Annotated in this window: 12 protein-coding genes and 1 pseudogene; 5 read left to right on the top strand and 8 right to left on the bottom strand. The window is 70.9% G+C overall.

Annotated elements, in window-relative coordinates; genetic code table 11:
* Positions 1–129: 129 nt before the first annotated feature.
* Entirely contained in the window at positions 130–1,608 is a 1,479-nt protein-coding gene (locus tag Bsp3421_RS24725) for a DEAD/DEAH box helicase (protein WP_273998470.1), read from the top strand.
* Between the two features lie 92 nt (positions 1,609–1,700).
* Here Bsp3421_RS24725 and gluQRS read toward each other — a convergent pair whose 3' ends face one another.
* On the bottom strand, positions 1,701–2,591 hold the full coding sequence (gluQRS, locus tag Bsp3421_RS24720) for a tRNA glutamyl-Q(34) synthetase GluQRS (protein WP_273998468.1): 891 nt from the start codon (positions 2,589–2,591) through the stop codon (positions 1,701–1,703).
* Positions 2,592–2,604: 13 nt separating this feature from the next.
* On the bottom strand, positions 2,605–3,471 hold the full coding sequence (locus Bsp3421_RS24715; protein ID WP_273998467.1) for a sulfurtransferase: 867 nt from the start codon (positions 3,469–3,471) through the stop codon (positions 2,605–2,607).
* Positions 3,472–3,724: 253 nt separating this feature from the next.
* On the opposite strand from Bsp3421_RS24715, the gene dnaE reads away from it, so the two are divergent.
* Both dnaE and Bsp3421_RS24705 read left to right on the top strand, forming a co-directional pair.
* A complete protein-coding gene (gene dnaE / locus Bsp3421_RS24710) occupies positions 3,725–7,255 on the top strand; it encodes a DNA polymerase III subunit alpha (RefSeq protein ID WP_274004238.1) in 3,531 nt (1,176 codons plus the stop codon).
* Positions 7,256–7,345: 90 nt separating this feature from the next.
* A complete protein-coding gene (locus Bsp3421_RS24705; RefSeq protein ID WP_274004237.1) occupies positions 7,346–8,539 on the top strand; it encodes a glycosyltransferase family 9 protein in 1,194 nt (397 codons plus the stop codon).
* A 7-nt stretch (positions 8,540–8,546) separates the two neighbouring features.
* Here the strand turns inward: Bsp3421_RS24705 and Bsp3421_RS24700 are convergent, their stop codons facing one another.
* The 3 genes from Bsp3421_RS24700 to Bsp3421_RS24690 all read right to left on the bottom strand — a co-directional run bounded on the left by Bsp3421_RS24700 (position 8,547) and on the right by Bsp3421_RS24690 (position 11,634).
* Positions 8,547–9,824 carry an O-antigen ligase family protein gene (locus Bsp3421_RS24700; protein WP_274004236.1) on the bottom strand — a complete coding sequence of 426 codons (1,278 nt, stop codon included), beginning with the start codon at positions 9,822–9,824 and terminating at the stop codon, positions 8,547–8,549.
* 144 nt (positions 9,825–9,968) lie between these two features.
* On the bottom strand, positions 9,969–10,811 hold the full coding sequence (locus Bsp3421_RS24695; RefSeq protein ID WP_274004234.1) for a glycosyltransferase family 2 protein: 843 nt from the start codon (positions 10,809–10,811) through the stop codon (positions 9,969–9,971).
* Positions 10,812–10,878: 67 nt separating this feature from the next.
* Positions 10,879–11,634 carry a glycosyltransferase family 2 protein gene (locus tag Bsp3421_RS24690; protein WP_274004233.1) on the bottom strand — a complete coding sequence of 252 codons (756 nt, stop codon included), beginning with the start codon at positions 11,632–11,634 and terminating at the stop codon, positions 10,879–10,881.
* 185 nt (positions 11,635–11,819) lie between these two features.
* Here Bsp3421_RS24690 and msbA point away from each other — a divergent pair, with 185 nt between their 5' ends.
* Together msbA and Bsp3421_RS24680 are read left to right on the top strand one after the other, a co-directional pair.
* On the top strand, positions 11,820–13,571 hold the full coding sequence (msbA, locus tag Bsp3421_RS24685; protein WP_337995326.1) for a lipid A export permease/ATP-binding protein MsbA: 1,752 nt from the start codon (positions 11,820–11,822) through the stop codon (positions 13,569–13,571).
* 89 nt (positions 13,572–13,660) lie between these two features.
* Positions 13,661–14,014 carry an RcnB family protein gene (locus tag Bsp3421_RS24680; RefSeq protein ID WP_274004231.1) on the top strand — a complete coding sequence of 118 codons (354 nt, stop codon included), beginning with the start codon at positions 13,661–13,663 and terminating at the stop codon, positions 14,012–14,014.
* A gap of 54 nt (positions 14,015–14,068) precedes the next feature.
* Here Bsp3421_RS24680 and Bsp3421_RS24675 read toward each other — a convergent pair whose 3' ends face one another.
* The 3 genes and pseudogenes from Bsp3421_RS24675 to Bsp3421_RS24665 all read right to left on the bottom strand — a co-directional run bounded on the left by Bsp3421_RS24675 (position 14,069) and on the right by Bsp3421_RS24665 (position 16,878).
* Positions 14,069–14,650: an FUSC family protein gene (locus Bsp3421_RS24675; RefSeq protein ID WP_274004229.1), complete on the bottom strand. Its 582-nt coding sequence runs from the start codon at positions 14,648–14,650 to the stop codon at positions 14,069–14,071.
* Between the two features lie 19 nt (positions 14,651–14,669).
* Positions 14,670–15,920: an MFS transporter gene (locus tag Bsp3421_RS24670; protein ID WP_274004228.1), complete on the bottom strand. Its 1,251-nt coding sequence runs from the start codon at positions 15,918–15,920 to the stop codon at positions 14,670–14,672.
* Positions 15,917–16,878: pseudogene (locus Bsp3421_RS24665) on the bottom strand (PRC-barrel domain containing protein). Before Bsp3421_RS24665 ends, Bsp3421_RS24670 begins: the two are co-directional and overlap by 4 nt.
* Positions 16,879–17,035 lie beyond the last annotated feature (157 nt).

The raw sequence follows: 17,035 nt of genomic DNA, 5'->3' as shown, positions 1-17,035 counted from the left end.
GGCGCCCGGCGGCGCCGCGCGGCGCGCCGCGGCTCCGTCTTTATTCCGATGTTTGTGTCGCAGGCAGCCCGACGTCCGGTGCTGCCGCGCGCTTGATGTCCCGCCGCGCCTTTTGAGCGAAACGCCACCATGTCCGATTCTGTTGCCAAGCCTGTCGACGCGACTTTCGACCAGTTCGGTCTTGCCGCCGATATCCTGAAAGCCATCGTGGAGCAGGGCTATACGACGCCGACGCCGATCCAGGCCAAGGCGATTCCGGTCGTGCTGTCCGGCCGCGACGTGATGGGCGCCGCGCAAACCGGCACCGGCAAGACCGCGAGCTTCTCGCTGCCGATCCTCCAGCGGCTGTTGCCGCAGGCCAACACCAGCGCATCGCCCGCGCGCCACCCGGTGCGCGCGCTGATCCTCACGCCGACCCGCGAGCTGGCCGATCAGGTCGCCGCGAACGTGCATGCCTACGGCAAGCACACGCCGCTGCGCAGCGCGGTGGTGTTCGGCGGTGTCGACATGAACCCGCAGATGGCCGAGCTGCGGCGCGGCGTCGAGATCCTGATCGCGACCCCGGGGCGGCTGCTCGACCACGTGCAGCAGAAAACCGCGAATCTCGGCCAGGTCCAGATCCTCGTGCTCGACGAAGCCGACCGCATGCTCGACATGGGCTTCCTGCCCGACCTGCAGCGGATCCTGAACCTGCTGCCGAAGGAACGCCAGACGCTGCTGTTCTCGGCGACCTTCTCGCCCGAAATCAAGAAGCTCGCGTCGACCTACCTGCGCGATCCGCAGACGATCGAAGTCGCGCGCAGCAATGCGACGGCGACCAATGTCACGCAGATCGTCTACGACGTCGCCGAGGGCGACAAGCAGGCGGCCGTGGTCAAGCTGATCCGCGAGCGCGCGCTCAAGCAGGTGATCGTGTTCTGCAACAGCAAGATCGGCGCGAGCCGCCTGTCGCGCCTGCTCGAGCGCGACGGCGTGGTGGCCACCGCGATCCACGGCGACCGTTCGCAGAGCGAGCGGATGCAGGCGCTCGACGCGTTCAAGCGCGGCGAGATCGAGGCGCTCGTCGCGACCGACGTCGCCGCGCGCGGCCTCGACATCGCCGAGCTGCCGGCCGTGATCAACTTCGACCTGCCGTTCAACGCGGAAGACTACGTGCACCGGATCGGCCGTACCGGCCGCGCGGGCGCGTCGGGCGACGCGCTGTCGCTGTGCAGTCCCAACGAACGCAAGCAGCTCGCGGACATCGAGAAGCTGATCAAGCGCACGCTGCCGCTCGAAACGCTCGCGATCGAGGCGCCCGCGCGGCATCGCCGCGACGAGCGGAGCGAGCGTGGTGAGCGTGGGGAGCGGAGCGAACGCGGCGGCCGCCGCGAGCGCGACGAGCATCGCGGCCCGGGCGTGCGCCGCGCCGGCGGCGAGCGCCCGTACCACGCGCGCCGCGAGGCGCCCGTCGACGAATTCTTCCTGAAGCCGTACGAGCCGTCGCAGGCGGCCAGCCGTCCGGCGGACGAGCCGGACGCATCGCAGCCCGAGAAGAAGGCCTCGAAGCAGCCCCTCGCGGCGCTGCTCGGCGGCTTCGGCATGCCGCGCAAGACCTCGTCGTCCTGAGCGGCGACGGTCGCGCGACCGTCCCTGCCACGGCCCGACCGGCGCAAGCCGGCCGGGCCGTGTTCATTTCGGGGCGGGATGAAGGCGCGGCGTCAGCGTGCGTCCGGGCCGAAGCGCGCGGCCCAGGCGGCCGTCGCGGCGGCGAGCCAGCTGTCGAGCGCGGCGTCGGGCGCGACCGAGGGCGCGAGGCCGAGGTGCGCGGCCGCGGCCGCGAGCGCGGGCAGCGGCGGGCCGTCGTCGAGCGCCGCCGCGCCGGTCTGCTTGCTGAGCTTGTCGCCGTGCGCGTCGACCACCACCGGCACGTGCAGGTAGGCCGGCACGGGCAGGTCGAGGCACTGCTGCAGGTAGATCTGGCGCGGCGTGGAGTCGAGCAGGTCGGCGCCGCGCACCACGTGCGTGATGCGCGCGTCGCCGTCGTCGACGACGACCGCGAGCTGGTAGGCCCACAGGCCGTCCGCGCGTTTCAGCACGAAGTCGCCGACCTCGGTCGCGAGATCCTGCGATTGCGGGCCTTGCCAACGATCGTCATAGCCGACGCGCGCGGCGGCGCCGTCGGGCACCCGCAGCCGCCAGGCGCGCGCGGGCCGGCCGTGCAGGCCGTCGCGGCAGGTGCCGGGATAGGCGAGGGTGGTGTGGCGCGCGTGCGCGTTGCGCAGCGAATCGGTGATTTCCTTGCGGGTGCAGCCGCACGGATACGCGCGGCCGGCCGCGAGCAGCCGCTCGAGCGCGGCCGTGTAGGACGCGCCGCGCGTGCTTTGCCGGACGACCGGTTCGTCTGCGGCGAGCCCGAAGCGCGCGAGTGTCGCGAGGATCGCGTCGGCGGCGCCGGGCACCGTGCGCGGACCGTCGATGTCCTCGATCCGCACGAGCCACGCGCCGTCGTGCGCGCGCGCGTCGAGCCAGCTCGCGAGCGCGCCGACCAGCGAGCCGAAGTGCAGCGGCCCGGTCGGCGAGGGCGCGAAGCGTCCGCGATAGCCGCTCATGCGCGCCGGCGCGTCAGGCCGCCGCGTCGTTCGCGCGCGAAGCCGGGTGGCAGGCGGGGCAGGATGCCCCATGCACGTACAGCGGCGATTGCTGGTCGGCGGCCGGCACCACCGCGCGGCACGCGAAGCAGGTGGCGTCCGCGGTGGGCGCCAGCTGCGGATTCAGCGCGGTGCGGTAGTCGAACACGAAGCAGTCGCCGTGATAGTGCGCGCCGCCGACTTCCTCGAAGTACTTGAGGATGCCGCCTTCGAGCTGGTAGACGTGGTCGATGCCGATTTCCTTCATGTGGATCGCCGCCTTCTCGCAGCGGATCCCGCCCGTGCAGAACGACACCACGGTCTTGCCTTCGAGGTCCGCGCGGTTCGCGTCGATCACCTCGGGGAATTCGCTGAACTTGTCGATCCGGTAGTCGAGCGCGTGGTCGAAGGTGCCGACGTCGACCTCGAACGCGTTGCGCGTGTCGAGCATCACGACCGGCCGGCCCGCGTCGTCGTGGCCCCGGTCGAGCCAGACCTTCAGCGTGCGGGCGTCGACGGCGGGCGCGCGGCCCAGCTCGGGCTTGATCGCCGGCTTCTTCATCGTGATGATCTCGCGCTTCTGGCGCACCAGCATGCGCCGGAACGGCTGCGCGTCGGACAGGCTTTCCTTGAACTGCAGGGTCTGGAACCTGCCCTCGAACAGGGGATCGTGGCGCAGGTAGTCGACGAAGGCGTCGGTCGCCTCGCGCGAGCCGGCGATGAACAGGTTGATGCCTTCGGGGGCGAGCAGGATGGTGCCGCGCAGGTCGAGCGCCTGGCAGCGCGCGAGGACGAGCGGCCGCCAGGTTTCGATCGAGTCGATCGACACGAAGTGGTAGGCGGCGAGATTGACGGTGGACATGGTGATCGGGCGACGAAGCGACGGCCGCCGCCGGCGCGTTCGCGAAATCAGGGCGCGAAGCGGGGCCGGATGGGGCCGAATCGGTGGAAACGGAAACCGCCATTATCCCGCAAACGCGGGCCGCGGCGTACCCGGCCCGCGCGCGGCGGCCGCGTCCGGTTGCCGCGGCCCGCGGGCCGCCCGCCCCGCGGGCCGCGATTTTTTTGGCCGGGCCGGATCATGGCCCGGCGACGACGCGGCTACAATAGCGCCCATGTCAGATCCCCGCTTCGTCCATCTCCGCGTTCACTCCGAATTCTCGATTGCCGACGGCATCGTGCGCATTGACGACATCGTCAAGGCAGCCGCCGCGGACGGCCAGGGCGCGCTCGCGCTCACCGACCTCGGCAACGCATTCGGCCTCGTCCGTTTCTACACGGAAGCCCGTGGCAAGGGCATCAAGCCGATCGCCGGCTGCGATGTCTGGATCGCCAATCCCGATGATCGGGACAAGCCCGCGCGCCTCTTGCTGCTCGTCAAGGACAAGCGCGGCTACCTGAATCTCTGCGAGCTGCTGTCGAAGGCGTGGCTCACGAACCAGCACCGCGGCCGCGCGGAGCTCGACGCGGCCTGGCTCGACGGCGAGCTGTCGCAGGGCCTGCTCGCGCTGTCGGGCGCCCAGCAGGGCGACATCGGCCTCGCGCTCGCGGCGGGCAACGAGGAGGCGGCCCGCCGTCACGCGGCGCGCTGGTCGAAGGTGTTCCCGGGCGGCTTCTACGTCGAACTGCAGCGCTACGGGCAGCCGGGCGCCGAGGCCTACATCCAGCAGGCCGCGACGATCGCCGCCGAGCTGAAGCTGCCGGTGGTCGCCACCCATCCGCTGCAGTTCATGTCCGACGACGATTTCACCGCGCACGAGGCGCGCGTGTGCATCTCGGAAGGCGACATGCTCGCGAATCCGCGCCGCCAGAAGCGCTTCACCACCGCGCAGCGATTCATGTCGCAGGACGAAATGCTCGCGCTGTTCGCCGACCTGCCGTCGGCGATCGCGAACTCGGTCGAGATCGCGAAGCGCTGCAACCTGACGCTCGAGCTCGGCAAGCCGAAGCTGCCGCTGTTCCCGACGCCCGACGGCATGTCGCTCGACGACTACCTCGTGCAGCTGTCGAAGGAGGGCCTGGAAAAGCGCCTCGCGCAGCTGTACCCGGACGCGGCGGAACGCGACCGCCAGCGCGACACCTACTACCAGCGCCTCGACTTCGAGTGCGGCACGATCACGAAGATGGGCTTTCCGGGCTACTTCCTGATCGTCGCGGACTTCATCAACTGGGCCAAGAACAACGGCGTGCCGGTCGGGCCGGGGCGGGGCTCGGGCGCGGGTTCGCTGGTCGCCTACGCGCTCGGCATCACCGACCTCGACCCGCTGCGCTACAACTTGCTGTTCGAGCGCTTCCTGAATCCGGAGCGGGTGTCGATGCCCGACTTCGACATCGACTTCTGCCAGCACGGCCGCGATCGCGTGATCCAGTACGTGAAGGAGAAGTACGGCGCGGACGCGGTGTCGCAGATCGCGACCTTCGGCACGATGGCCGCGAAGGCGGCGGTGCGCGACATCGGGCGCGTGCTCGATCTCGGCTACATGTTCACCGACGGCGTCGCGAAGCTGATCCCGTTCAAGCCGGGCAAGCACGTGACGATCGCGGACGCGATGAAGGAGGAGCCGCTGCTCCAGGAGCGCTACGACAACGAGGACGAGGTGCACCAGCTGCTCGACCTCGCGCAGCGCGTCGAGGGGCTGACCCGCAACGTCGGGATGCACGCGGGCGGCGTGCTGATCGCGCCCGGCAAGCTGACCGACTTCTGCCCGCTGTACACGCAGGGCGACGAAGGCGGCGTGGTGAGCCAGTACGACAAGGACGACGTCGAGGCGGTCGGCCTCGTGAAGTTCGACTTTCTGGGCCTGACCACGCTGACCATCCTCGACTGGGCCGAGCGCTACATCCGCCGGCTCGACCCGTCGAAGGCCGACTGGTCGCTCGCGCAGGTGCCGCTCGACGATCCGACCTCGTTCCAGATCCTCAAGAAGGCCAACACGGTCGCCGTGTTCCAGCTGGAAAGCCGCGGCATGCAGGGCATGTTGAAGGATGCGCAGCCCGACCGCTTCGAGGACATCATCGCGCTCGTGTCCTTGTACCGCCCGGGCCCGATGGACCTGATCCCGAGCTTCTGCGCGCGCAAGCACGGCCGCGAGAAGGTGGATTATCCGGATCCGCGCGTCGAGCCCGTCCTGAAAGAGACCTACGGCATCATGGTCTATCAGGAGCAGGTGATGCAGATGGCGCAGATCATCGGCGGCTACTCGCTCGGCGGCGCCGACTTGCTGCGCCGCGCGATGGGCAAGAAGAAGCCCGAGGAGATGGCCAAGCACCGCGAGATCTTCGCGGAGGGCGCGGCGACCAACGGCCTCACGCGCGAGAAGTCCGACGAGATCTTCGACTTGATGGAGAAGTTCGCGGGCTACGGCTTCAACAAGTCGCACGCGGCCGCCTACGCGCTGCTCGCGTACTACACCGCGTGGCTGAAGGCGCACCATCCGGCCGAATTCATGGCGGCCAACATGACGCTCGCGATGGACGACACCGACAAGGTGAAGATCCTGTTCGACGATTGCGCCGTGAACAACCTCGCCGTGCTGCCGCCCGACATCAACCAGTCGCACTATCGCTTCGAGCCGGTCGCCGAGGCCGACGGCAGGCGTTCGCGCACCATCCGCTACGGCCTGGGCGCGGTGAAGGGCAGTGGCCAGAACGCGATCGAGGAGATCCTGCGCGCCCGCGAGGAAAAGCGCTTCACCGACCTGTTCGACTTCTGCGATCGGATCGACCGGCGCATCGTGAACCGCCGCACGGTCGAGGCGCTGATCCGCGCGGGCGCGTTCGATTCGCTGCACGAGAATCGCGCGCGGCTGCTCGCGTCGGTGCCGCTCGCGATGGAAGCCGCCGAGCAGGCGGCCGCGAACGCGCTGCAGGCGGGCCTGTTCGACATCGGCGGGGAATCGACGCACGAGCACGAGCTGGTCGACGAACCGGCCTGGGACGACAAGCGCCGGCTGCAGGAGGAGAAGGGCGCGCTCGGCTTCTACCTGTCGGGGCACCTGTTCGATTCCTACCGCGACGAGGTGCGCCGTTTCGCGCGCCAGAAGCTCGGCGAGCTGAAGGAAGGCCGCGACCGGCTGGTGGCCGGCGTGATCGCGTCGCTGCGCACCCAGATGACCCAGCGCGGCAAGATGCTGATCGCGCTGCTCGACGACGGCACCGGCCAGTGCGAGATCACGATCTTCAACGAGCAGTTCGACGCGAACCGCACGCTGTTCAAGGAAGATGAACTGCTGATCGTGCAGGGCCAGGCGCGCAACGACGCGTTCACGGGCGGCATCCGCTTCACCGCGGATGCGGTGATGGACCTCGAGCGCGCGCGCAGCCGCTACGCGCAGGCCGTGCGCCTGACGGTCAACGGCAATGCCGACGCGGACGCGCTGCGCCGCGTGCTCGACGCGCACGCGGCGAAGGCCGACGCTGCGCCGCCCGTCGAGGCGCCCGCGCCGCGCGGCGGACGCGACCGCGACGGCGGCCGTCGCGCGGCGCCGCCGCTGCCGAACGGCCTCCAGGTGCGGATCGCGTACCGCAACGCGCGCGCGCAGGGCGAGATGCAGCTCGGCGAGGCGTGGCGCGTGAAGCCGAGCGACACGCTGCTCGCGGAATTGCGCGCGGCGTTCGCCGGCAGCATCGTCGAAATCGCCTACTGACCGGACCGGCGCGGCCGCCCTGCGCGGCGCGCCGCGCGGGAATCGCGTACATTGCCAGCCTCATCAGCCCGCTCCACGGAAGCAACCGCCTTGGCCGCTCTCTTTTCCGACTCGCGCCCGCCGCGCAGCATCCTCGTCGTCGCCACCCGCCGCATCGGCGACGTGCTGCTGACGACGCCGCTCGTCCGCTCGCTGAAGGCGCGCTGGCCCGAGGCGCAGATCGACATGCTGGTGTTTCGCGGCACCGAGGGCGTGCTCGAGGGCAATCCCGACCTGCGCCGGGTGATCCTCGTCAAGCCGCGCGCGAAGTTCGGCGAACGGCTGCGCGACGCGGCCGCGCTGTGGCGGCGCTACGACCTCGCGTGCGCGGCGCTCAGCTCGGACCGGCCGCGCTTCTACGCGTGGTTCGGCGGCAGGCAGCGGGCCGGCCTCGTCGATCCGGAACGGGTCAGCTGGTGGACCCGCCTGATGCTGAACCGTATCGCGATCAATCATCATGCGTCCGCGCATACCGTGGTGAGCACGCTCGCGCTGGCGTCCGCGCTCGGCATCGAGCCGGTCCCGCAGGTGGTCGCGCCGGGCATCGGCGCGGACCCGGCGGCGCGCGCGCGCTTCGACGCGCGGCTCGCGGCGTCGGCGGCGGTCGCGGCGGGGCGGCCGCTCGTCGTGCTGCATCCGTATCCGATGTATGCCTACAAGCAATGGCGCGCCGACGGCTGGGTCGCGCTCGTCGGCTGGCTGCGCGCGCGCGGCTATGCCGTGGCGCTGAGCGGCGGCCCGGCCGCGAACGAGCGCGCGTATGCGGACGAGATCGCGGCGCGGGCGGGCGGCGACCTGCTGAACCTGGTCGGCGAGCTGAGCTTCGCCGAGAGCGCCGAGCTGGTGCGGCGCGCGCGTCTGTTCATCGGCCCCGATACCGGCGCGACCCATGTCGCGGCGGCCACCGGCACGCCGACCGTCGCGCTGTTCGGGCCGTCCGATCCGGTGCGCTGGGGCCCCTGGCCGCAAGGTTGGCCGGCCGACCGCAATCCGTGGCCGCTGCGCGGCTCCGGCCGCCTGGCCAATGTCTATCTGATGCAGGGAGAGGGCGACTGCGTGCCGTGCCGGCACGAAGGCTGCGAGCGCCATGTCGACAGCCGCAGCGATTGCCTCGTGAATCTGAGCGTGGCGCGCGTGACCGGCGCGGCGCTCGAGATGATGGGCCTGCCGGCCGAGGCGCCGGCGGCTCCAGAGGTTGCGCCGATCGATGTGTCGGCGCTGACGCGGCCGCCGCGCGCGGGCTGACGGCCGCTCAGACGGCGGGCGCGACCCGGTAGCCGGGCGCGGCGCGGTGGCCGCAGCCGAGCAGGATGCCGGCGAGCAGCACCAGCAGGTGGCCTTCCGCGAAGTCGAGCAGCAGCGAGTTGGCGAGGCTGCCGATCGCGAAGATCGCGAGCCACGCGTACAGCAACTGCCGCGCGCGCGGATCGAGCGCGCAGCCCGTCCGGAAGATCTGCACGAGCAGGTTGAGGAACAGCAGCAGGCCGACCGCGCCGAGCTGAACCGCCATCAGCAGGTACTCGTTGTGCGGGTTCGAGGTGAGGATGCCCTCGGCCTTCGTGCGGCCTTCCGCCAGCTTCGCGAACTCATACTGCAGACCGCCCGCGCCATAGCCGAGCACGGGCCGCTGCACGTACAGGTCGAACCCCTTGCGATACCACTCGAGCCGCAGGCCGGTCGAGGTGATCGCGTCGTGCTGCTGGTAGTCGCGGATTTCCGTCGTGACCTTCGTCAGCCGGCCGCCCTGCATCGTGCAGGCGGCCACCACCAGCGCCGCCACGCCGGCGAGCAGCAGGCCCGCCGCGAGCGCGGCGCGCAGCGGCGCCTTGCGGCGCTGGATCAGGATGAAGCGCAGCGCGACCACGAACGCGAGCAGCACCGCGATCAGCTGGCCGGTGCGGCCCTGCAGCATCACGAACACGTTCAGCAGCGCGAGCACGCCGACCGCGGCGAACGCGAGCCGCGCGCGGCACGACCGGGTGGACAGCGCGAAGTCGAAGGCCTGGTAGAACAGCAGCGCGCCGAACATGCCTGCCGCGATGTGGTTCTTGAACACCCAGGCGCGCGACAGCGGCAGCTCGGTGTGATAGGCCGGGCCCAGGTGGGTGAGGCCGAGGTAGTTGGTCGTCGACAGCAGCAGGATCACGCACAGCGTGAGGAACCAGCTCCAGCGCGTGGCCGTCGCCCACGACGGGTGCGCGTCCTTGAAGACGAGCACCGCGAACGGCAGCAGCAGCAGCTTGTTGTATTTCGCGACCCATTCCCAGGCCACCGAGGTCGGCGTCATGACCGTGTACGAGACGCTCAGCGCGAGCGCGCCGAGCAGCAGCAGCGCGGCGAGCGAGGCGCGTTGCCGCACCAGCGAGGGGAGGTTGCGCCAGAATTCCGGCGCGCTCAGCGCGGCGACGGCGAACAGCGCGCAGAACACGTTGGTGAGCGCCGTCGAGACGGGCACCATGCACAGCGCGATGAGGGCGAAGACGCGGGCGGCGATCAGGCGCCGTGAAATGGGGGCTGGAACAGATTGCATCGGAACGGGCCAGAGGTGAAAAGGCGCGGCGCGAACCGCGCGGGGCGGCGCTCGGGCCGCGTCGGCGCGCGGCGGAGCCACGACGGACAGCAGCGCAGTATACGTGATGCGGATCGGCGCGCGCGCCTGTTTGGCGCGGCGCGTTCAGCCGAATACGCGCTTGATGCGCGAGCGCAGCAGGGCGCGCTTGAGGCTGCCGTCGACGGGCGGATCGGCGAGCGCGAGCGTCGCGCCGGCCGGTTCGCCGCGCCGCAGGTAGAAGCGGTCGAAGGTGGCCTGCGTCATGCCCCACTTGGCGAGGAACTGCTTGCGGCCGTTGTTCTTGATGACCTTGCCGGTGCTTTTCTGCTGGAAGTGATAGACGAGACTGTCGCCGACGCCGAGGAAGATCCGGCAGCCCGCGTCCCACATCTTCATCGAGAAGTCGTTGTCGCTGCTCATGCCGGGGCTCAGCTCGCTGCTGTAGCCGCCCACCCGGTGCCACCAGTCGCGGTGGACCAGGGTCGGCGGCCAGGTCGCGCCGAGCCAGTCGCCGCGCGCGAGCGAGGCAGTCGCCTCGGCGAGGCCCGCCGCGTCGAAGCGGTCCGCGTCGCGGCCGAAGTCGCGCACCACCACGCACGGGTTGCCCGTGTCCACCGGCTCGATCATCGTGCCCGACAGCATGAAGCGCGTGTCCGGCATGTGCGCGAGGCGCGTCGCGAGCGCGGCGTCCCAGCCCGGGCAGCAGTACATGTCGTCGTTCATGTAGACGATGTAGTCCTGCGTGGCGCGCGCGGCGGCGAGGTTCACGGCGTGGCAGATGCCGATGTTGGTCGGCGACGCGGTGTAGTCGAGGCCTTCGCTGCGCACCCAGTCCAGCGTGCCGTCCGAGCCGTCGTTCACGTGCACGATGATCTGGTGCGGGTGGCGCGAATGGGTGCGCAGGCTCTCGATGACGAGCCGCAGGTACGGGAGATTGTTCCAGGTCGGGATGATGATGGAGAACATGGCGCTCTGGGTGGGGTCTGGGGGAGCCGCGCGACGGCGCGTGGTCCGCATTGTACCGTCGCGGGCGTCACGCGCCGTCGCGCGGCTCGCCGAGCTTCAGGAAACGGTAGTAGACGGTCTCGGCGTTGAACACGGCGATCATGAAGCCCGCGCGGCCGTCGAGGAAGCCGCGCCGCAGCAGGTAGGTGCGCACGAACGCCCAGGCGCCGCGGCCGAGCGCCTTGCCGAAGCCGCCGCGCTGGCCGGCCGCGCGGCGCTGGCGCGCGCCCGCGCTCGAATAGGCGTCGAGTTTGTGCAGCACCGCGTCGACATCCTCGTAGGAATAGTGGAGCAGCTTGCCGTCGAGCCGCCGCGCGGGGCCCTCGAACACCAGGCGCTCGTGCACGAGATCGTCCGAGAAGCGCGCCGCGCCGCGCCGGAACAGCCGCGGCAGCCAGTCCGGATACCAGCCGCCGTGGCGGATCCAGTGGCCGCAGAAGCTCGACAGCCGGTCGAGCGCGTACACCTCGGCCCGCGGCGCGCGCAGCGCCGCGCCAATCGACGCGGCCAGGTCGGGCGTCACGATCTCGTCGGTGTCGATCGACAGGATCCAGTCGGTGTCGAGCGCGGCGAGCGCGCGGTTCTTCTGCGGGCCGAAGCCCGGCCAGTCCGGCGCGACGATCACGCGCGCGCCGCGCGCCTGCGCGATCGCGACGGTGTCGTCGGTGCTGCCGCCATCGACGACGACGATCGCGTCCGCGAACGACAGCGCGTCGAGGCACTCGGCCAGCCGGCGGCCGGCGTTGTGCGCGATCAGCGCGACGCCGAGAGTGGGTTCTGCCATGAGGTCGAAAGAGGGCGCAATGGAATAGAGCGCGAGTATACCCGCGACGGCGCGCCGGGCCGCGTGGTCGGGGCGCTCCAGCTATAATGTTTCGCCATTTTTCGGCAAGCGTGCCACCGCCCGTCGCACGCGACGCCGGCCTCAGAAGGATCGTCTTGGAAACCCAGAACACTCTACGCAAACCGATGGACGCCGACGGCACCTCGCCGAAGTCCGTGCTGCGCCGCCTGTGGCCGTACATCAAGCCGCTGCTCGGCGCGATCGTGCTCGCGGTCACCACCATGGGCGTGGTCGCGGCGACCGAGGCCGGGATTCCCGCGCTGCTCAAGCCGCTGCTCGACCATGGCTTCGGCGCGCACAGCAGCGAGAACGCGAAGTGGTTCGTGCCCGCGGCCGTGATCGGCCTCGCGCTCGTGCGCGGCGTCGCGCAGTACGCGTCGAGCTACCTGCTTAACTACGTATCGAACCGGATCCTGCTGCAGCTGCGGCTCAAGATGTTCGAGCGCATGCTCCACACGAGCGCGTCGTTCTTCCAGCGCGAGACGGCCAGCACGGTGATCAACGCGATCGTGTTCGAGGTCAACCAGATCCTCGCGGTGCTGACGGGCGTGATGATCACGCTCGTGCGCGATTCGCTGACCGTGGTGTTCCTGCTCGGCTACCTGTTCTACCTGAACTGGCGCCTGACGCTGATCGTCGCGGTGATCCTGCCCGGGATCGGCTGGCTCGTCAGCAAGATCAACCGCCGGCTGCGCCGCCTGAACCGCGAGCACCAGACGCTCACCAACGAGCTGTCCTACATCGTCGAGGAGACGGTGGCCGGCTACAAGGTCGTGAAGGTCCACAACGGCGAGCCGTACGAATCGAGCCGCTTCGCCGAGATGAGCAAGCGCCTGCGCGGCTATGCGATGCGGATGGCGGTGTCGGGCGGGCTCGCGCAGCCGCTCACGCAGTTCCTCGCCTCGATCGCGCTCGCGGTCGTGATCACGATCGCGGTGGTGCAGTCGTCGAGCAACCAGACCACGGTCGGCGGCTTCGTCGCGTTCGTGTCCGCGATGCTGCTCGTGATCTCGCCGCTCAAGCACCTGATCGACGTCAACCAGCCGCTGCAGCGCGGCATGACGGCGGCCGAGCTGATCTTCGGGCTGATCGACGAGCCGGCCGAGCCGAAGGGCGGCGGCCGGGCCTTGCCGCACGCGCGCGGCGAGCTGGAGTTCCGCGACGTGATGTTCGACTACGGCGCGACCGGCCGGCCGACGCTCGACCGCATCTCGTTCAAGGTCGCGCCGGGCGAGATGATCGCGCTGGCCGGGCCGTCGGGCAGCGGCAAGACGACCCTCGTCAACCTGCTGCCGCGCTTTTTCGATCCGACGGGCGGCACGATCCTGGTCGACGGCGTGCCGATCCAGGACTTCGACGTGCATGCGCTGCGCGGCCAGATGGCGATGGTCAGCCAGGACGTCGTGCTGTTCAACGACACGATCGCGGCGAACGTCGCCTACGGCCAGACGCCCGATCGCGCGCGCGTGCAGGCGGCGCTCGAGGCCGCGAACCTGGCCGACGCGGTGGCGGCGATGCCGGACGGCCTCGACACGCTGGTCGGCGGCAACGGGATGCGCCTGTCGGGCGGCCAGCGGCAGCGGCTCGCGATCGCGCGCGCGATCTACAAGAACGCGCCGATCCTGATCCTCGACGAGGCGACCTCCGCGCTCGACTCGGAGTCCGAGCGCCATGTGCAGGCCGCGCTGGAACGCCTGATGGAAGGGCGCACCACGCTCGTGATCGCGCACCGGCTGTCGACCATCGAGCGCGCGGACCGGATCCTCGTGCTGGAGTCGGGCCGGATCGCGGAAGCGGGCAGCCACGACGAACTGCTGAAGCAGAACGGGCTCTACGCGCACCTGCACCGGATCCAGTACCAGCAGCAGGCGGCCTGAGCGGCCGACCTGCAAGGCGCGGGGCGACTATGCTAGGCTCGCTGCTGCCACGCCGCATTGGGCGGCGGGCTCGACACGGGAGATCCTCGATGAGAATGCATCGTGTGTTGCTGGCTTCAGTGGTGGCGGGCGCGCTGGTCGCGCCGCTCGCGCATGCGCAGGGCTACGGCGGTCCCGGCTCCGGTCCCGGCGGCCCGGAGCGGCACGAGATGGCGCCCGAGCATCGTCCGGACGGCCCGCCGCCGCGCGTCGAGGAAACCCACCGCGACTGGCGGCGCGGCGATCGCCTGCCGCGCGAGTATTGGGATCGCCAGTACGTGATCGACGACTGGCGCGCCTATCGCCTGACGCCGCCGCCGCGCGGCTATCACTGGGTCGGCGTCGGCGGCGATTATCTGCTGGTGCAGATTTCGACGGGCGTCGTGCTGCGGATCGGGCCGTAAGCACGCGGAATCGATCGGGCACGACACGGAAACGGGCGCAGCAGCGCCCGTTTTTCACATGCGCGGGGCGTCGGCGTCCCGGCGCTTCGCGAGCACGCGCCGTTCGAACAGCGACAACGTCCAGCACACCACGAGCGCGCAGAGCGTGCCGAGCGTCACCTCGCCGAGCCGGACGAGCGGGATGTCCCACAGCGGGCCGTTGCCAGGGAACAGCAGCACGATGGTCGCCGTCACCCCGCCGAGCCGCGCGGCGCTGCCGACATTGAGACACCAGCAGCAGATGATCACGACCACGATCGTGATCGCATAGGCAAGGTAGTGGCCGCCGCCGAACGCGGCGCCCGCGAAGCCGAGCACCCCGCCCACCATCGCGCCGATGAACTGGTCGCGCGACAGGCTCATCGTGTCCGCGTAGTTGTGCTGGGTCACCGCGATCGCGGTGACGGCCGCCCACACCGCCTGCTCGGTGTGCAGCGCGCGGCCGATCCCGTAGGCGAGGCTCGCGCCGATCACCGCCTGCAGCGCCATCAGCGCGCCCTGCACCACCCGCTCGCGCAGCGACAGCCCCTTGAACAGCGACAGCACCGACTGCTGAATCTGGCGGCGGGCCTCGGTGAAGGTGGTTTGAGGGTCCATGGGCGTTCCGGTCGGCGCGTCAGCGCGCCGCGTCGGCGGAGGGTTCCACCGGGTTGTCCAGGGGCGAGGCATCGCGCGTCTCGGGCATCGCGAGCCACACCAGCAGCACCGCGAGCGCGCCCGCGGCGGCGAGGCCGAAGAAGCTGACCGCATTGCCGAAATGGTCGGCGGCGAAGCCGGCGAGCGCGGTGCTCAGCGTCGCGCCGATGCCGGCCGCGAGACCGAACAGCCCGATGCAGAGGTTGTAGCGCCCCTTGCCGCCCGCGACGTCGGCCGCGATCAGCGGCAGCATCACGCCGAACACCGCGGCGCTCAGGCCGTCGAGCATCTGCACCGGCACCAGCAGGTAGGGGCTGCCCACGCCCGCGAACAGCAGTGCGCGGATCGGCAGCGCGGAGAAGCCGAGCAGCAGGATCGGCCGCCGGCCCCAGCGCTGCGCCGAGCGCCCGACCCACGGCGACAGCATCGCGACGATCGCCTGCGGCACGATGATGCACGCCGCGATCACGAGCTGCACGTTGTCGCCCATGCCGGCCGTCACCTCGCCCGCGGCGAGGTTCAGCATCGCCGCGTTCGACAGATGGAACAGCACGACGCAGGCGGCGAAGGTCAGCATGCGGCGGTCGCGCAGCAGCTCGCGCAGGGTCTCGCGCTCGCCGAGCGCGTCGTCGTCGCGGGGCCGCGGCGCGGCGGGCGTCGCGACCGCGTGGGTCGGCTGGATCATCGCGAGCGCGACCAGCGCGGGCAGCGCGAGCGCGGCGGTCAGCCAGAACACCGCGCGCGCGGAGAAATACTCGCCCGTCAGGCCCATCAGCCCGGCGGCGACGGCGCTGCCGATCGACGCCCAGCGCGCGTTGCGGCCGAGCCGGTCGCCGAGGTTCGCGCGCCCGACCAGCGCGAACGAGATCGCGGCCATCGCCGGCACCAGCATGCAGCTCGCGAAGCCGTGGAACACCTCGGCCGCGATCACCGGCACGATGGTCGGGCTCGACGCGAGCAGCACCGCGCTCAGGATGATCGCGCCGATCGCCCAGGCCGCCGCGCCTTTCTTGTTCCTCAGCGCGTCGACCGCGGCGCCGCCCGGCACCTGGCTCACCATCGCGCTGATCGTGCCGATCGACAGCACCATCCCGATCTCGCCCTGGGTCCATTTGTGCGAGGCGAGATAGGACGCGATGAACGGCCCGAAACCGGTTTGCACGTTCGCCACGAAAAAATTCAGCCAGTCGAGGGCGCGCAGGCTGCGTGCGCTTACCGCGTGGACCGTCATCGGCTTGCACCCGGAGCGGAGGCCGGCGTGCCGGCGGCGGCGGGCGAGACCGCGAGGATCGGCTTGTCGTGCGCGTACGGCGGCGAGGCCTTGATCTGCGCCTCGCTGAGATCGAGCAGCGCGCGCAGCGACTTGTCCTTCGGCGCGAAGCGCAGCGCCGACCAGTTCGCGGCAATCGTGCGCCGGTCCGGGCTCACGAGGCCGCTCACGTCGAGCACGACGGCCTGCGGCTGCGCGGCGCGGTCGATCAGCACGTCGACCACGCGGCCGACCTTCGCGCCGTTCGGGCGTTCGACGTCGCTGTCGAGCACCGGCATGCGGCTTGCCGCGGCGCTGTCGCTCACCGGGCCGTCGCGCGGCACGATGTGCGGGCGCGCGCCGGCGGACAGCTGGCCGGCCGGCAGGTCGAGCACGATCGGCTCGTTGCGGCCGCCCGGCGTGAAGCGGAACAGGCTCCACGGGAAGCTCATCTTGCGATCGCCGACCCCCATGAAGCCCTGCAGGTTGACGATCATCTCGCGCGGCTTGCCCGCCGCGTCGGCGACCATGTCGACCGCGCGGCCGATCACCTTGCCGCCGCGCTTTTGCACCTCGCTGTCGAGCAACGAGTGCACCTGGCCGCGATCGATCGCGCGCATCGTCACGAGCGGCGCGGGCGGCGGCGGCGGGGGAGGCGGCGGCGGCGCGGGCCGGGCGATCCTGGCGGGTGCGGAGGCTCCCTGCGCGGCTTTTTCTGGCCGGCGCTGGACGCCTCCGGCTCGGACGCGGGCTCGGGCGTCGCGACCGGCTCGCTGGCCGGCTCGACGGGCATCACGAGCGCGTCGGTGATCGGCGCGGGCGCCTGCGGCGCGCGCAGCAGCGCGCAGCCCGACAGCGCGAACGCGGCGAGGAGGATCGGAGTCGCGGTGACGACGGGATTCGGCAAACGAAGGATGGGACGCGAGAGGCCGCCGCGCATCAAGACATGCTCCATGGGTCGGTGCAGGCCGCGCGGGGGCGCGGCTGCCATTGACCGCGACCGCCCGGCGGGGCGGCGCGCGAGGGGAGAGTTTAACCTGTGACGCGGGGCCGCCGCGCAAAGGCCGTGCGCGGTCGATGCCGGGCGGGGGGCGGCG

It is taken from the genome of Burkholderia sp. FERM BP-3421 (assembly GCF_028657905.1).
Lineage (GTDB): Bacteria > Pseudomonadota > Gammaproteobacteria > Burkholderiales > Burkholderiaceae > Burkholderia.
Note: the sequence above shows the minus strand (reverse complement) of the source record. Positions and strands in the feature narration are given on the sequence as shown.

What these genes read in the sequence shown, in the direction of transcription:
- Bsp3421_RS24725 (WP_273998470.1), top strand. Translation starts at nt 130, where the DNA reads ATGTCCGATTCTGTTGCCAAGCCTGTCGACGCGACTTTCGACCAGTTC.
- gluQRS (WP_273998468.1), bottom strand. Translation starts at nt 2,591, where the DNA reads ATGAGCGGCTATCGCGGACGCTTCGCGCCCTCGCCGACCGGGCCGCTG.
- Bsp3421_RS24715 (WP_273998467.1), bottom strand. Translation starts at nt 3,471, where the DNA reads ATGTCCACCGTCAATCTCGCCGCCTACCACTTCGTGTCGATCGACTCG.
- dnaE (WP_274004238.1), top strand. Translation starts at nt 3,725, where the DNA reads ATGTCAGATCCCCGCTTCGTCCATCTCCGCGTTCACTCCGAATTCTCG.
- Bsp3421_RS24700 (WP_274004236.1), bottom strand. Translation starts at nt 9,824, where the DNA reads ATGCAATCTGTTCCAGCCCCCATTTCACGGCGCCTGATCGCCGCCCGC.
- Bsp3421_RS24695 (WP_274004234.1), bottom strand. Translation starts at nt 10,811, where the DNA reads ATGTTCTCCATCATCATCCCGACCTGGAACAATCTCCCGTACCTGCGG.
- Bsp3421_RS24690 (WP_274004233.1), bottom strand. Translation starts at nt 11,634, where the DNA reads ATGGCAGAACCCACTCTCGGCGTCGCGCTGATCGCGCACAACGCCGGC.
- msbA (WP_337995326.1), top strand. Translation starts at nt 11,820, where the DNA reads ATGGACGCCGACGGCACCTCGCCGAAGTCCGTGCTGCGCCGCCTGTGG.
- Bsp3421_RS24680 (WP_274004231.1), top strand. Translation starts at nt 13,661, where the DNA reads ATGAGAATGCATCGTGTGTTGCTGGCTTCAGTGGTGGCGGGCGCGCTG.
- Bsp3421_RS24675 (WP_274004229.1), bottom strand. Translation starts at nt 14,650, where the DNA reads ATGGACCCTCAAACCACCTTCACCGAGGCCCGCCGCCAGATTCAGCAG.
- Bsp3421_RS24670 (WP_274004228.1), bottom strand. Translation starts at nt 15,920, where the DNA reads ATGACGGTCCACGCGGTAAGCGCACGCAGCCTGCGCGCCCTCGACTGG.